Below are 14,814 nucleotides of genomic sequence, written 5' to 3' on the forward strand. Positions count from 1 at the left end.
CGGCCCAGGTCAGTGGGCGGACCGCATCCAGTCCCGGTAGTGCGTGGGGGCCAGGCGTACGTCCGGGCCGCCGATGAGCACGTCGCTGTCGACGACCGCGAACATGCCGGCCTTGTCGTCGATGACGACGGTGCGCTCGTCACCCTGTGCGGCCAGGGTGATCCTCCCGAGGTCGTCGAGGGTGAAGACGTCGGGGCCGGCGACGTTGCGGATGCCGTTCAGCGGCGCGCCGGTGGCGACGTCGACGACCGCGTCGACGACGTCCGCGGCGGCCATCGGCTGGATGCGGGTGGCGGGTAGGCGGACGGTGGTGTCGTTGGAGGTCCAGGACATGATCGCGTTCACGAACTCGAAGAACTGGGTGGCCCGCACGATCGAGTACGGCGTCGGCCCCTGCTGGAGCAGCTCCTCCTGCAGGGTCTTGGCACGGTAGTAGTCGAGCTCGGGCACCTGGTCGACACCGACGATCGAGAGGACCACCTGGTGCCGGACGCCGGCCCGCTCCCCGGCGGCGAGCAGGTTGGTCATGGAGGTGCGGAAGAAGTCGAGCGAGGCCTCGTCGAAGGTCGGCGAGTTCGCGACGTTGACCACCACCTCGGCGCCCTCCAGCGCCTTGTCCAGGCCCGCACCCGTGAGCAGGTCGACGCCGGTCGACAGCGCCGCGGGGACGGCCTCGTGCCCGGCCGCGGCCAGCTTCCGGACCACCTGTGAGCCGATCAGTCCGGTGCCACCGATGACTGTGAGCTTCATGGCTCTCACCCTTCCACGACGTACCCGCCCGGCACGCCGGCTTCATCGAGATCACGTCTCGAACTCGGACAACTTCTGTCCGGGACTCTAGTCGGATAGTCTTTGTCCGAGTCAAGAGGGGGTCCACATGAAGCTGTCCGGCGGGGTCGAGTGGGCGCTGCACTGCTGCGTCGTGCTGACCACGGCGACGGAACCGGTGCCGGCGGCCCGGCTGGCGGAGCTGCACGACGTCTCCGGCAGCTACCTGGCCAAGCAGTTGCAGGCCCTGTCCCGCGCCGACCTCGTGACCTCCGTCCAGGGCAAGGCCGGCGGCTACGTCCTGACCAGGGCACCCGAACTGATCACGATCCTCGACGTGGTCGCCGCCGTCGACGGCGACCAGCCCGCGTTCGTGTGCACCGAGATCCGCCAGCGCGGCCCCCTGGCCACACCGGCGGAGGCCTGCACCCGGCCGTGCCCGATCGCCCGCGCGATGGCCGGCGCCGACACCGCCTGGCGCGCCGCCCTCCGGGCCGTCTCCATCGCGGACCTCGCCCGCGACGTCGACGACGACTACGGACCCACCGCGCTCGCCGGCATCCGCGACTGGCTCGGCGGGCCGAACGGGGGCGGCACCGCGACCGCGTAGGACCGCGCTCCGGGCGGGCCTTGACTCGCGGCTTCGTAAGTCATAGCTTACCGTTCGTGGCTACTTACCGAACGGGCGACGGGTGGGACGCCCTGGGTGACCCGACCCGGCGCGCCATCGTCGCCTGCCTGGCCGAGCGACCCCGTGCGGTCGGCGAGCTCGCCGACGATCTGCCGATCAGCCGACCGGCGGTGTCCCAGCACCTCAAGGTCCTCAAGGACGCGGGGCTGGTCAGCGACCAGGCGGCCGGCACCCGCCGGGTCTACCGGCTCAACCCGGCGGGCGTGGCCGCGCTACGGGACCAGCTCGACACGTTCTGGCACCGCGCGTTGGACAGCTACCGGGACGTCGTCGAACAACCGACCGAGGAGACCCCATGACCGAGCCAACAGCCGCGGTCGTCCGCCGGCAGATCGTCGTCGAGGCGCCGCTGGAACGGGCGTTCACCGTGTTCACCGAGCGGTTCGGCGACTTCAAGCCACCGGAGCACAACCTGCTCGGCGCGGCGATCGCGGAGACCGTGTTCGAGCCCAAGGTCGGCGGCCACATCTACGACCGGGGCGTCGACGGCAGCGAGTGCCGCTGGGCGCGCGTGCTCGCCTACGAACCGCCGGACCGGGTGGTGTTCAGCTGGGACATCAGCCCGCAGTGGCAGGTCGAGACCGACCCGGACAACACCAGCGAGGTCGAGGTCCGCTTCGTGGCCGAGACCCCGCACCGCACCCGGGTCGAACTGGAACACCGCCACCTCGACCGGCATGGCCCGGGCTGGCAGTCCGTCCGCGACGGCGTCGGCCACGACGAGGGATGGCCGCTCTACCTCACCCGGTACGCCGCCCTGTTCACCGACCGCTGACCGGAAGTGTGGGGGCGCGACCGTACGGGAGCGTCCCCACACCGTCACGGGCCGGGGTCAGGTCCAGTACAGCACCCGGCACGCCGGCACCCGGGCGGCCAACTCCCGCTCGAACCAGGTACGCAGCTCCGTCATCGTCTCGCGCGGGTAGACATACTTCACCGCGCCGAACTTTCCGTGCTTGCGGCGGCGGGACTCCTCGTCCATCTCCAGACGGGTACGCGGATGCCGGGGACAGGTCCACGGCGAGCGGCTCGTCGACGTCGACAGAGTCGCTGTCCCGCTTCATCCGGCGCGTCTACCCGCTCCCCTCCCGTCAACCCGTGGAGCTGATCCTGCCGGGGCCGGGCATGTCTCGACCGGCGGCGGGTAACGCCACGTCCCCGGTGCCGCGCGCCTCCCGGACCGCGGGCGAGCGCGGAGATCGACTGGACAGGAGACGGGCATGTCGCACCAACCCGGCGTCGCGGAGCCGCCCACCGTCCGGCGTACCGAACTCCAGCGGCACCCGGCCTCGGTACCGGGTCGGCTGATCGTGCAGACCCTGTTCGAGATCCCGGTCGGGCTGGCGTCAGGGCGGCACCGGCACCCCGGCGAGGAGGTGGGGTTCCTCATCCACGGGGTGATCGCCATGGAGTTCGACGACCGGCCCACCCTGACGGTCCGCGCCGGGGAGCCGTTCCTGATCCCGCCCGGAGTCGTCCACAACGCCCGGAACATCACGGCCGACGTCACCACCATGATGCTCTCGACGTACCTGGTCGACGAGACGCAGCCCCTGGTGACGCCGTGTGACTGACCTGCCGTCGATCGAAAGGACCCAACATGACCAGCACCTCCGCGCGTCCCGGCAGGCCCACGGTCGTCCTGGTGCACGGCGCCTTCGCCGACAGTTCCAGCTGGAACGGGGTGGTGGAGCGGTTGACCGCCGCGGGCGTCGCCGTGAAGGCGGTACCCAACCCGCTGCGCGGCCTCGCCGAGGACGCCGCATATGTGGCGAGCGCCCTCCAGCAGACGCCGGGCCCGGTCCTCGCGGTGGGCCACTCCTACGGCGGGGCGGTCATCACCAGCGCCGCCTCGCGGGTCGACAACGTCGTGGGCCTGGTCTACGTCGCCGCCTTCGCTCCTGAGGACGGCGAGACGCTGATGGACATCGAGGGCGGCTCGAAGGACAGCGTGCTGACCTCGGCGCTGGTGCCGATGCAGTATCCGACCGCCTCGGGAACCGAGACGGAGTTCCTCATCGACCCGGCGAAGTTCCACGACGCGTTCGCCGCCGACGTCGCCGAGAAGGATGCCGCGGTCATGGCGGTCACCCAACGCCCCGTCTCCTCGCTGGCCTTCTCCACACCCACGACGAACCCCGCCTGGAAGAGGCTTCCCTCCTGGGCCGCCGTCGCCACCGGCGACCGGGCCGCCGGCAGCGACGCGCTGCTCCAGATGGCCGAGCGCGCCGGCGCCACGATCACCCGGATCGACGCCTCCCACGTCGTCATGGTCACCCAGCCCCAGGCGGTCACCGACGTCATCATGCAGGCGCTCGACGGCGTCTCCCGGTGATCGCATCGGGCCGGCACCGTGGCTCGCGCCGGGAGCGGGTCACCGGAGGAGCGCGGTCAGCCCGGTCACCACGTCGGAGGGCGGCGGCATGGCGGCCATCTCGTCGCGTACCTCGCCCGCCGCCTGCCTGAGCGCCGCGTCGGTGACGAGCCGGGTCAGGACGTCCGGCGTGATGCGCCGGGCCGCCACCGCGAGACCGGCGCCGCGCCGCGCGACCACCTCGGCGTTGTGCCGCCGGTCGCCCGGGCCGGGCACGACGAGCTGCGGCACGCCGGCCGCCAGGGCGCCCAGCACGCTGCCCGCCCCGCCGTGGTGCACGCACGCCGTCGCGTGCGGGAGCACCCGGTCCAGCGGCACGCGGCCGACCACCCGGACGTTCTCCGACAGCCGCGGCAGCCGGCCGGGCGGCCGGACGAGCACGATGTCGGCGTCCACCGCGGGCGCGGCCGCGATGATCGCCGCCGTCGGGTCGCCGCCGCCCGGACCGGCGACGGTGCTGCGGCTCACGACGATCCGCGGCCGCCCTCCGGCGCTCAGCAGCCAGGCCGGCACCGCTCCACCGCCCGAGTACGGCACCGCCCGCATGGGCAGCCCCGGTCTCGGCCCGGCCAGGCTCGGCGGTGACACGGTGATCGTGGCCGCCGGCGTGCCGATCCGGTGCCGCCTCATCGGCCGGCTCGCCGCCACGGCCGCGACGAGATCGGCGGCGGGGAACAGGTTGTTCTCCTGCAGCACGCCCGGAACTCCGAGGTGCTCGGCGGCGACGCCCCCGGCCACGCCCAGCGGCTCGTAGACGATCAGGTCGGGCCGTTCGCGCCGGGCCAGCGCGACCACCGCGTCCGCGAACGTGGCGTTGGCGGCGCCGAACAGCTCACCGACGACCGCGGTGCCGGCACGCCCGGCCAGCTCCCTTCGGGCGAGCAGCGGATGGCGCAGCAGCACCCGGCCGGCGATCCGGCCGAAGGCGAACCCCGGCGCGATGTCGTGCGCCGCCAGGCCGCCGAGGTCGACGGTGAGCGCGTCGCCGCCACTCGCGACCAGCACGTCGTGGCCGGCGTCCCGCCAGGCGAGGGCGAGCGGGAGCAACGGCAGCAGATGTCCCTGCAGCGGCGCGGAGACGACCAGGACGCGCATGGCCCATTGAAACCCACGACGCGCGCCCTCGTCGCCCCGTGGACGGTGGCAGCGGCAGCAGGCAGACTGCTGGCATGACGCGAGGCATCGCCCTGGTCCGGCGACCCGGCGACCGGCTGGCCGAGGGGCTGGTCACCCACATCGAGCGCAGCGACGTGGATGTCGCGCGGGCGCGGCGCCAGCACGAGGCGTACCGGGCCGCGCTCGTCGGGGCCGGCTGGCAGGTGCGCGAGGTCGACCCGGCCGACCACTGCCCCGACGCCGTGTTCGTCGAGGACACCGTCGTGGTCTGCGACGACCTGGCGGTGCTGACCCGGCCGGGCGCGCCGGAGCGCCGGCCGGAGGTCGCCGGCACGGAGAAGGCGGTACGGGAGGCCGGGCTGGAGGTCGTGCGCATCGAGGCTCCCGGCACGCTGGACGGCGGTGACGTGCTGCAGATCGGCACCACGGTGTACGTGGGCCGGGGCGGCCGCACGAACGCTGCGGGCATCGACCAGTTGCGCGCCCACCTGGCGACCCGCGGGCGCACGGTGGTCCCGGTCCCGCTGCGCGAGGTGCTGCACCTCAAGTCGGCCGTGACGGCGCTGCCCGACGGCACCCTCCTCGCGCTGCCGGAGCTGCTCGACACGACCGCGCTGCGGGGGCCGGTGCGCGCGGTCGACGAGGAGGCCGGCTGCCACGTCGTACCTCTCGGGGATGACCTCGTGCTGATGGCCGCGTCGGCGCCGCGCACCGCGGCGCTCGTGGCGGACCTCGGCTTCGCGCCGGTCGTCGTCGACATCGCCGAGTACGAGAAGCTCGAGGGCTGCGTCACCTGCCTGAGCGTGCTGGTCCCCCGCGCCTGATCGAGGGCCCGCGCCGGCCCCATGATGTGACCCAGGTCACTCGCAGTGAACCGTCATCCTCCGGCCACGTCCGGAGCACCTGGACACCCCTCGCATTCATCCAGGGAGAATGATGCGTTCATCTCGCAAGTTATCGGCGCTGGCGCTGCTGGCGCTGGGCGTCTCGGTGGTGGCTCCGGGCGGTACGCCGGTGTCGGCGCAGCCCCGAGCCGCGAAGCCGGCGACCACACCCCCGGTCGCGTCCAAGCCCCGGACGGTCACTCTGCTCACCGGCGACACCGTCCACGTCAGCACGGTGGACGGCCAGACCGCCGTGAGCGTCGTGCCGGGCAAGGGACGGGAGCGGATCCCGTTCATCACCCACAGCGCCGGCACGGAGGTGCGGGTCATCCCCGCCGACGCCGTCGGCCTGCTCAACCGGGGCAAGCTCGACGAGCGGCTCTTCGACATCACGACGCTGGTCGGCTTCGGCTACGACGACACCCGGGCCACCCTGCCGCTGATCGTCCAGCACAGCGGCGCCACCCCCGCCGGCCTGGCCGGCGCCCGGACCACCCGGGAGCTCTCCGGGGCGAGCGCCGTCGCGGAGAACCGGGCGGACGCGGTGTCCTTCTGGAACAACCTCACCGCCGGCGCGAGTGGCGCCGAGCGGCGGCTGCGGGCCGGGGTCGACAAGGTCTGGCTCGACGGGCTGCGTCACCCCACCCTCGACGTCAGCGTCCCGCTCACCGGCGCGCCGGAGGCCTGGCAGGCCGGCTGGACGGGAACGGGGGTGAAGGTCGGCGTGATCGACACCGGCGTCGACCAGACCCACCCCGACCTGGCCGGCCGCGTCGCCGCCGCCGCGAACTTCACCTCCGACCCGGACACCCTCGACCGGGTCGGCCACGGCACCCACGTCGCCTCCACCATCGCCGGCAGCGCGGCCGCGTCGCAGGGCCGGTACAAGGGCATGGCGCCCGGCGCGACCCTCTACAGTGCCAAGGTCTGCGTCCAGGAGGGCTGCCCCGAGTCGGCCATCCTGGCCGGCATGACCTGGGCGGCGCAGCAGGGCGTGAAGGTCGCCAACATGAGCCTCGGCGGCCCGGACAGCCCGGAGACGGACCCGATCGAGGCGGCCGTCGCCGACCTCACCCACCGCTACGGTGTGCTGTTCGTCATCGCCGCGGGCAACAGCGGCGAGGCCGGCGAGGCCACGGTGAACTCGCCCGGCAGCGTGACCGAGGCGCTGACCGTGGGCGCCGTGACCAAGACGGGCGAGTTGGCCGGCTTCTCGAGCCGGGGCCCGCGTGCGGGGGACGCCGGCATCAAGCCGGACGTCACGGCGCCCGGCGTCGGCATTCTCGCCGCCCGCAGCTCGACCTCCGACCTGCCGCCGGACGACGGGAACCCGCAGTACGCCGGCCTCAGCGGCACGTCGATGGCGACCCCGCACGTGGCCGGCGCGGCGGCGATCCTGACCCAGCAGCACCCGGACTGGTCGCCGGAGCGGATCAAGTCCACCCTGATGGCGGCCGCGAAGCCGAACGCCGCCATCGGCGTCTACGAGCAGGGCGCCGGCTTCCTCGACGTCGCCCGGGCGATCCGGCAGGGCGTCACGGCGAGCCCGGTCAGCGTCGCCTTCGAGCGGACCACCGCCGCGCAGCAGCGCACCATCACGTACGCGAACAGCGGCTCCTCCCCCCTCACCCTGGCCGTCTCCCTCGACGCGAAGGACGCCGACGGCGCCCCGGCGCCGGCCGGCCTGTTCAGCCTCGGCGCCTCCTCCGTGACGGTCCCGGCCGGCGGGACGGCCACCGTGACCGTCACCGTGCAGGCCGGCACCGACCTGGCCGACCACTACTTCGGCGGTGAGGTGACCGCCACCGGCGGCGGCGTGCAGGTGCAGACCCCGGTCGCCCTCGACATCGCCCGCCACCAGCTCAGCCTCAAGCTCGTCGGGCCGGACGGCGGAGCGCCCACGCCCGAGCAGGGTTGGGTGACCCTCCTGACCGACCTGGACCGGCAGACCGTCCTGGTGCTCGACAACCCGGCGGTCACCACCTACCGGGTCCGCGCGGGCCGCTACCTGGTCCAGACCTACCTGTTGACCGGCGACCCGTACCTCCCGAACGTCACGTCGCTGGTGCGCCCGAGCCTCGACCTCACCAGCGACCAGGCGCTCACCGTGGACACCCGCCGGGCGAAGCCGATCGCGGTGTCCGTGCCGAACCCGAAGGCCACCGCCGTCCACCAGGAGTTCGGCTGGACGATCCGGACCGAGCAGCCGCAGATCTGGGGCAGCAACGACCCGTTCGGCGTGGTCATGGGCATCCCCCTCGACCACGTCCGGACCGCGCAGATCGGGGCCGGCCGGACGCCCGGCTTCGTCTCCTACGTCAACGGGATGTGGGGTCAGGTGGCCGACGACGGCAGCCTCCACAACAGCCCGTACGTCTACCGGGTCTACCTCTACGAGCCGCAGAAGATGATGACCGGCCTGACCCGCCGGCTGCGGGCGGGCGACTTCGCCACCGTTCGCTCCCGGATCAGCGCGGACGTGGCCGGCGTGCCGGTGTCGCGGACCGCTGTCGCGCACGCGCCCGGCAACTCGCCGATCTACCGGGACGAGCGCAACATCCCGCCGAGCTTCAGTTACGACGCGCCGAGCACCATCACCGAGTACTACAACCAGGACAAGCAGGCGGTGTGGCAGTCGACCTCGTCGCAGCTGAGGTACACGTACTACCAGTCGGCGTGGACCAGCTTCCGGCCCGGCCGCACCTACGACGTGAAGTGGGCCAACGGGGTGGCCGGGCCGGTCTTCCCGGAGCCGAACTTCGGCCAGCAGTTCGCCACCCGCTACTGGGGTGACCAGATCGGCGGGCCGGGGCCGCTGCACGGCGACGGCAGCGGGCACATGGGCTTCCGGCACGTTCGTGGCGGCAGCGTGGAGGTGAACCTCTACCGCAACGGCGTCAAGATCGGCGACGCGACCGAGACGCCCTGGGTGTGGAACGTGCCCGCCGAGAAGGGTGACTACCGGTTGGCCGCGACCTTCCACAGCGACCCGGAGTTCACCCTGTCGACCGTGGTCGACGCGGAGTGGACCTTCACGTCCGCGCACGTGCCCGACGGCGACCTGGTGAAGTTGCCGCTGACGGCGATCCGGTACACCCCGGAGCTCGACATCGACAACCGGGCGCCGGCCGGTCGGCTGTTCGCGATTCCGGTCTCGCTCGACCGCCAGGTCGGGGCGGCGCCGGGCCGGACCAGGGCCCTGACCGTCGAGGCGTCCTTCGACGACGGCAGGACCTGGCAGCGGCTCACCGTGAAGCGGTCCGGCGAGAAGGGAGTCGCCTGGGTGTGCAACCCGGCCGGCACCGGCTTCGTCTCGCTGCGGGCCGCCGCGACGGACACCAGCGGCAACACGGTCAAGCAGACCGTCATCCGCGCCTACCGGTACTGAGAGCGGTCCCGGACGCGGCGCCCGCCGGCGCCGCGTCCGGGATCACCGGTGCCGGCACAACCTCGTGGTGGTCGTGGATCCGCTCGACGGCCGCGTCCCGTTCCGCCGCGTCGTCGTGCTCCTCCCCCAGCTCCGCGGCATAGGCGCGCAGCAGGTCGTGCATCCGCCAGCGGCCGTCGCCAGGCTCCACCAGCAGGTGCGCCGCGAGCTCGGCGAGCAGGCCGCGGGCGGTGCGCGGGGGCAGGCCGGCCAGGGCGGCCGCCGCCTCCGTGCTCAGCTCCCCGGCCGGGTGCAGGGGCAGCAGCCGGAAGAGTCGGGCCGCCCCGGGGGTCAGCGCGCGGTAGGACCAGGCGAAGCTCGCCTCCAGCTCGGCGTGTGCGTCCCCGAAGCCGGCCAGCCGGCCGTCGGCCCCGGCCAGTTCGCCGGCGACCGCGGGCAGGCTGAGCGCGGGCCGGCCGACGGCGCGGGTGGCGACCAGCGCCAGGGCCAGCGGCAGCCGCCCGCACCGCGTCACGATCTCGTCCACGGCGGCCGGGTCGGCGGCCGTCACGTCGCCGAGCCAACGGGTGAGCAGTTCGCGGGCCTCGGCGTCGGTCAGCAGGTCGAGGTGCAGCGGGTGGGCGCCCGCCGGCCCGGCCGTGCCGGTGATCCGGCGGCGGCTCGTGGCGATGGCGAGACTGCCGCCGGTGCCGGGCAGCAGGTGCCGGACCTGGTCCCAGTCGCGGCAGTTGTCGAGCAGGATCAGCATCCGGCGCCCGGCCAGGATGCTGCGGTAGAGGCCGGCCTGGGCGTGCGGTTCGGCCGGGATGGCGGCCGGCGCGACCCCGAGGGACCACAGGAAGCCGCGCAGGGCCTCCGCCGGTGTCATCACCGAGTCTCCAGAGTCGAAACCGCGCAGGTCGGCGTGCAACTGCCCGTCGGGGTAGCGGGAGGCCAGGTGGTGGGCCAGGTGCACCGCCAGGGTGGTCTTCCCGACGCCGGGCATGCCGTCGATGACCAGCGCGGTGGCCGGCCGGTCCCCGGCCAGCAGCTCCTCCGCGGCGGCGACCAGGTCCCGGCGGCCGCTGAAGAACGGATGGTCGGCGGGCAACTGCGCCGGCGGCCCGGGGCCGGTCGGCGGCGCCCCGGCCGGCGGCCATGATCCGGCCTCCACGCCGAGGGGCGGCGCCGCGGTGGGGGCCGGTCCGGCGCCGCGCCACGACCCGGACCCGTCGGCCGCGGCGTCGTGGTCGAGCAGGCTGTCCCGGGCCGCCCGCAGGTCGGCGCCCGGCCGGATGCCGAGCTCGTCGGCGAGCCGGTGCTCGATGTCGGCGTACGCGGCGAGGGCCTCGGCCCGCCGGCCGTCCGCGGCGAGCGCGAGCAGCAGCCGCGCCTGGAGCGCCTCGTCCAGCGGCTCGTGTTCGGCGGCCAGCCGGATCGCGGGCAGCACCGCGTGGACGCACCCGGCCCGCAGGGCGGCGTCGGTCGCGGCCCGGACGGCGGCGAACCATTCGCCGTCGACGGCGAGGAACTCCGGGTGGGCCCGGGGGCCGGACCGCACGCCCGAGGCGCACCGGTCGCGCCACAGCGCCAGCGCCTCCCGGTAGAGCGCGACGGCCGGCTCGCCGGAGCTGCCACCGGCCCGGGCGACCAGGCGCCGGAAGCGCAGCAGGTCGAGCGCGTCCTCCTCGATCAGGAGCCGGTACTCGGCGCCGTCGCGGATCAGCACCGAGCCCGCCGCCCGCGTCGGCAGGCCCGGCTCGAAGCGCCGCCGGAGCATCCCGACGTGCCGGTGCACCACGTTGACCGCGCTGGGTGGGGGGTCGGACTCCCACAGCAGGTCGACGAGCTCGGCGACGCTGACCGCGCCGCCCGCCCGGGCGAGCAGGAACGCCAGGACCAGCCGCTGCTGCCGGGCGCCCAGGTCGAGTTCGGACCGGCCGCGCCAGGCCCGCACCGGGCCGAGAACGGCGAAGGAGAGCGGGGTGGTCATCATGATGCGATCCGTACCGAGGTGGGTGCCACGATCGTCACAGCATGGCAGGGGCCGCCGCAGGACCGGCGGCCGGGGGTTCCCTGCTCAGGCCGCCTTGAGGCCGGTACGCAGGGCGCGCAGGGCGTGGTGGGTCCGGGACTTCACGGTGCCGATCGGCACCCCCAACCGGCCCGCGACCTCCTCCGGTGACCGGCCGACCAGGAACACCTCGGAGAGCAGGCTGCGCTGCGCCGGGCTCAGCCGGCGGAGCGCGCGCCGGATGGCGTACGACGCCAGCGCCGTGCCGGTGGTGTCGTCACCGGCCGGAATCCAGGTCATGTCGACGAGATGGACCTCGACCGGGCGGCCCCGCCGCCGGCGGACCCCGTCGATGACGAGCCGCCGGGCGACGGTGAGGAGCCACCGGCGGGCGGCCTCGGGCTCGGCCGGCACCGAGTCGAGGTGCCGCCAGGTCCGCAGCATCGTCTCCTGGAGCAGATCCTCGGCGGTCTGCCGCTGCCCGCGGGTCAGCAGGAGCAGGAGGCGCAGCACGGCACGGGAGTGGTCCGCGTGCAGCTCGGTCATGCGCTCGGCCCGGCCGGCCGGTGATCCGTCGGGTGCCCAGAGCACGGTCTCTCCCCCATCCGCAGTGGCAACGGTGAATGAGGCAGGAGCCTAGGGACGGTGGATGCGAATGGACTGACGCGCGAGTGTCAATCGAGTGCCGTCGCCGATCGCGACCGGTCACGGACCCGGCGTGACCGCCGCGAGCAGGCCGGTCAGCCGCCGGCCGGTCGGCGTGTGCGCGTACGGGATCAGCGCCAGCGCCTCCTGCCACGCCCCCACCGCCGCGTCCTGGTCGCCCGCCGCGGCGAGGGCGTCGCCGAGCAGCGCGAGCACCTCCGCGGCCGGCGCCGACGCCGAGGCCTCCTGGTAGGCGGCGGCCGCCTCGCGCCAGCAGGCGACCGCCCGGTCGAGCTCCTGGCGGGCGGAGTGCCCCTGGCCGAGCACCTCCCACGCCTCGGCGACCCCCAACCGGTACCGCGCTCCGCGCGACAGGGCCATCGCCCGCTCGGCGCTGCGCACGGCCTCGTCCCCCCGGCCCAGTTCGGCGTAGCTCGCGCCCATGATGACCAGGACGTCCGCCTGCAGCTTGTCGTCGCCGGCCGCCCACGGTCCCAGGGCCGCGGGGAGCGCCCGGACGACCTCCTCGTGCCGTCCCTGGGCGCTGAGGATCATCGCCCGGTTGATGCCGGCCCGGGTCATCTCGCCGTACAGGCCGAGCCGGGCGAGCAGCTCGACGGCCTGGTCGAGGTGCCCGAGCGCGGTGTCGTGCTCGTGCCGGAAGTAGGCCGCCCCGGCCAGGCTGCGGTGCATCCGGGCCTGCCCGACCAGGTCGCCGCCCGCCCGGGCCGCCGCGAGGGCCACCTCGCCGGTCGTCGTCCAGTCGGCCCACCGGCCGCTGCGGTCGAAGAAGTGCTGCATGCCCAGGGCGAGCTGCCAGGCCTCGGTGTGCCGGCCCTGCCCGGCGGCCCGGCCGACCAGCGCGATGAGGACCTGCCGCTCGGCGGTGAACCAGCGCATGGCGTCGCCGTGCCCGGCGAAGCGCAGCGGGGTCTCACCCGGCCCCGGCTCGATCATCGGGTGGTACTCGGAGGTCAGCAGGCACCGGTGCGCCCGATAGGCGGTGGCCCGGTAGAACCGCAGGCAGCGCAGCTCCGCGGCGGCGCGCTCGGCCGGGCCGTCGTTCTCCTCGCCGAGCTCCGTGGCATAGGCCCGCAGCAGGTCGTGGGTGCGGTAGCGGCCCGGCACGTCCTCGCTGATCAGGTGCGCGCGGCTCAGCTCGCCGAGCAGTGCCCGCGCGCCCCGCAGCGGGACGCCGGCCAGGCCCGCCGCGCCGGCGATGGAGATGTCGGCACCGGGATGGATGGGCAGCAGCCGGAAGAGCCGGGCGGCCGGGGCGGACAGCGCCCGGTAGGACCAGGAGAAGACGGCACGCAGGCCGGTCTGCGGGTCGTCGCCGTCGAAGCCGTCCAGACTGCCGGGCGCTCCGGCCAGCTCCGCGGCGATCCGGGCCGGCGGCGTCCCCGGCAGGGCCGCCGCGCGGGCGGCCACCACGGCCAGCGCGAGCGGCAGCCGCCCGCAGGCGGCGATGATGGCGTCGATCGCGGCCGGGTCCGCCGCGACACGGCCGGCGCCCAGCGGCCGCGACAGCGCGGCGCGGGCCTCCTCGACGCTCGGCAGGCCGACCGGCAACGGGTGGGCGCCGGCCGTGGTGAGCAGGCCGCTGAGCCGGCTGCGGCTGGTCACGATCACCAGACAGCCGGGGCTGCCGGGCAGCAGGTGCCGGATCTGCTCGGCGTCCCGGCAGTTGTCGAGCAGGATGAGCAGCCGCCGGCCGGCGAGGCTGCTGCGGTACAGGCCCGCCTGGGCGTGCAGCTCGGCGGGAATGCCCTCCTGCGGCACGCCGAGCGAGCCGAGGAAGCCGCGCAGCGCCTCGGCCGGGCTCATCGCCGGCTCCCGCCCGTCGTATCCGCGCAGGTCGACATACAGCTGCCCGTCCGGGTAGCCGGCGGCGAACCCGTGGGCGAGGTGGACGGCCAGGGCCGTCTTGCCGATCCCGGGCATGCCGTCGATCGCGAGCACCGCCGGCCCGCCCGGGCGCGCCACCGCCGCGCGGGCCGCCGCGATGAGGTCGTCCCGGCCGCTGAAGAAGGGCAGGTCCGGTGGCAGCTGCGCGGGCCGCGGGAGTGGCGCGGCCGACCCGGTACGTGCCGGCCCGGTGCGCTGGTGCAGCAGCCGGTCGTACGCCTCCCGCAGTTCCTCGCCGGGGTCGACGCCCAGGTCCTCGGCGAGCCGGTGGCGCACCGCCCGGTACCTCTCGACGGCCTCCGCCTGGCGGCCGTCGGCGGCGAGCGCCAGCAGCAACCGGCTCTGCAGTGACTCGTCGAACGGGTGCAGCTCGGCGGCCTGCCGCAGCGGCGCCAGCACCGCGTTCAGCCGGCCGCAGCGTTCGGCGGCGTCGGCGGCCCCGCGTACGGCTTCGGCGCGTTCGGCCTCCACGGCGAGGAACGCGGGGTGTTGTCGGCAGGCCGGTTCCAGACCGGCCGCGCACCGGCCGCGCCACAGTCGCAGCCCGTCGAGGGAGTGCCGCAGCGCCGACTCCGGGTCGCCGTCCCGCAGGCTCCGGGCCGCCCGCCGGCTCAGCGACCGGAACGTCAGCAGGTCGAGGGACTCCTCGTCGGCGCGCAGCCGGTAGCCCGAGAGATCGCGGAGGATGTGCCGGCCCGCCGACCGGGTGGGCAGGCCGGGCTCGAACAGCCGCCGGAGCATCCCGACGTGCCGGTGCACCACGTTCGCGGCGCTGGCCGGGGCGTCGTCGTCCCAGAGCAGGTCGACCAGCTCGGCCAGGGAGACCGGCAGCCCGCCCCGGGCCAGCAGCAACGCGAGCACGAGTCGCTGCTGGCGGGCGCCCAGGCGCAGCTCGGCGCCGGCGCGGACGACCCTGATCGCGCCGAGCACCGAGAAACCGACCGTGTCGCCCGCCTCCGCTCGCACAGCGGCCACGGTAACGGGCCGACCCGCCGGCCGGAGCTTGCGATCGAGCAAGCTACGGCCGGTTCGGGTACGCGCTGACCT

Annotated in this window: 13 protein-coding genes; 7 read left to right on the forward strand and 6 right to left on the reverse strand. The window is 74.6% G+C overall.

Going from position 1 to position 14,814, the window contains the following annotated elements:
- Positions 1-9: 9 nt before the first annotated feature.
- Positions 10-750, reverse strand: a complete 741-nt coding sequence (locus ACQP12_RS21210) for an SDR family oxidoreductase (protein ID WP_433281341.1) — start codon at positions 748-750, stop codon at positions 10-12.
- Positions 751-877: 127 nt separating this feature from the next.
- On the opposite strand from ACQP12_RS21210, the gene ACQP12_RS21215 reads away from it, so the two are divergent.
- From ACQP12_RS21215 to ACQP12_RS21225, 3 genes are read left to right on the forward strand one after another with little or no spacing between them, the layout of a single operon-like run.
- Positions 878-1,378: an RrF2 family transcriptional regulator gene (locus ACQP12_RS21215; protein WP_433281343.1), complete on the forward strand. Its 501-nt coding sequence runs from the start codon at positions 878-880 to the stop codon at positions 1,376-1,378.
- A 56-nt stretch (positions 1,379-1,434) separates the two neighbouring features.
- Positions 1,435-1,758: an ArsR/SmtB family transcription factor gene (locus ACQP12_RS21220; protein ID WP_433281345.1), complete on the forward strand. Its 324-nt coding sequence runs from the start codon at positions 1,435-1,437 to the stop codon at positions 1,756-1,758.
- Positions 1,755-2,234, forward strand: a complete 480-nt coding sequence (locus ACQP12_RS21225) for an SRPBCC family protein (protein ID WP_357943602.1) — start codon at positions 1,755-1,757, stop codon at positions 2,232-2,234. The genes ACQP12_RS21220 and ACQP12_RS21225 overlap by 4 nt, the downstream gene beginning before the upstream one ends.
- Before the next feature lie 57 nt (positions 2,235-2,291).
- Here the strand turns inward: ACQP12_RS21225 and ACQP12_RS21230 are convergent, their stop codons facing one another.
- Complete coding sequence (locus ACQP12_RS21230) at positions 2,292-2,441, reverse strand: spore photoproduct lyase family protein (RefSeq protein WP_433281347.1); 150 nt, start codon at positions 2,439-2,441, stop codon at positions 2,292-2,294.
- Positions 2,442-2,679: 238 nt separating this feature from the next.
- Here ACQP12_RS21230 and ACQP12_RS21235 point away from each other — a divergent pair, with 238 nt between their 5' ends.
- Positions 2,680-3,033, forward strand: coding sequence for a cupin domain-containing protein (locus ACQP12_RS21235; RefSeq protein WP_357943606.1), 354 nt, complete (start codon positions 2,680-2,682; stop codon positions 3,031-3,033).
- Between the two features lie 26 nt (positions 3,034-3,059).
- Complete coding sequence (locus ACQP12_RS21240) at positions 3,060-3,794, forward strand: alpha/beta fold hydrolase (RefSeq protein ID WP_433281350.1); 735 nt, start codon at positions 3,060-3,062, stop codon at positions 3,792-3,794.
- Between the two features lie 39 nt (positions 3,795-3,833).
- Here the strand turns inward: ACQP12_RS21240 and ACQP12_RS21245 are convergent, their stop codons facing one another.
- Entirely contained in the window at positions 3,834-4,928 is a 1,095-nt protein-coding gene (locus tag ACQP12_RS21245; protein WP_433281352.1) for a nucleotide disphospho-sugar-binding domain-containing protein, read from the reverse strand.
- Positions 4,929-5,002: 74 nt separating this feature from the next.
- On the opposite strand from ACQP12_RS21245, the gene ddaH reads away from it, so the two are divergent.
- Positions 5,003-5,773 carry a dimethylargininase gene (gene ddaH, locus ACQP12_RS21250; RefSeq protein WP_433281354.1) on the forward strand — a complete coding sequence of 257 codons (771 nt, stop codon included), beginning with the start codon at positions 5,003-5,005 and terminating at the stop codon, positions 5,771-5,773.
- 112 nt (positions 5,774-5,885) lie between these two features.
- Positions 5,886-9,221 carry a S8 family serine peptidase gene (locus ACQP12_RS21255; RefSeq protein WP_433281356.1) on the forward strand — a complete coding sequence of 1,112 codons (3,336 nt, stop codon included), beginning with the start codon at positions 5,886-5,888 and terminating at the stop codon, positions 9,219-9,221.
- Here ACQP12_RS21255 and ACQP12_RS21260 read toward each other — a convergent pair.
- From ACQP12_RS21260 to ACQP12_RS21270, 3 genes are all read right to left on the reverse strand, one after another.
- Positions 9,199-11,196 carry a BTAD domain-containing putative transcriptional regulator gene (locus ACQP12_RS21260; RefSeq protein ID WP_433281358.1) on the reverse strand — a complete coding sequence of 666 codons (1,998 nt, stop codon included), beginning with the start codon at positions 11,194-11,196 and terminating at the stop codon, positions 9,199-9,201. The genes ACQP12_RS21255 and ACQP12_RS21260 overlap by 23 nt on opposite strands.
- Before the next feature lie 84 nt (positions 11,197-11,280).
- Entirely contained in the window at positions 11,281-11,805 is a 525-nt protein-coding gene (locus tag ACQP12_RS21265) for a sigma-70 family RNA polymerase sigma factor (protein WP_357943618.1), read from the reverse strand.
- 114 nt (positions 11,806-11,919) lie between these two features.
- Positions 11,920-14,733 carry a BTAD domain-containing putative transcriptional regulator gene (locus tag ACQP12_RS21270; RefSeq protein ID WP_433281360.1) on the reverse strand — a complete coding sequence of 938 codons (2,814 nt, stop codon included), beginning with the start codon at positions 14,731-14,733 and terminating at the stop codon, positions 11,920-11,922.
- Between the last annotated feature and the right edge of the window lie 81 nt (positions 14,734-14,814).

Origin of the sequence: Micromonospora sp. CA-244673 (genome assembly GCF_050948395.1) — a bacterium.
Classification (GTDB): domain Bacteria; phylum Actinomycetota; class Actinomycetes; order Mycobacteriales; family Micromonosporaceae; genus Micromonospora.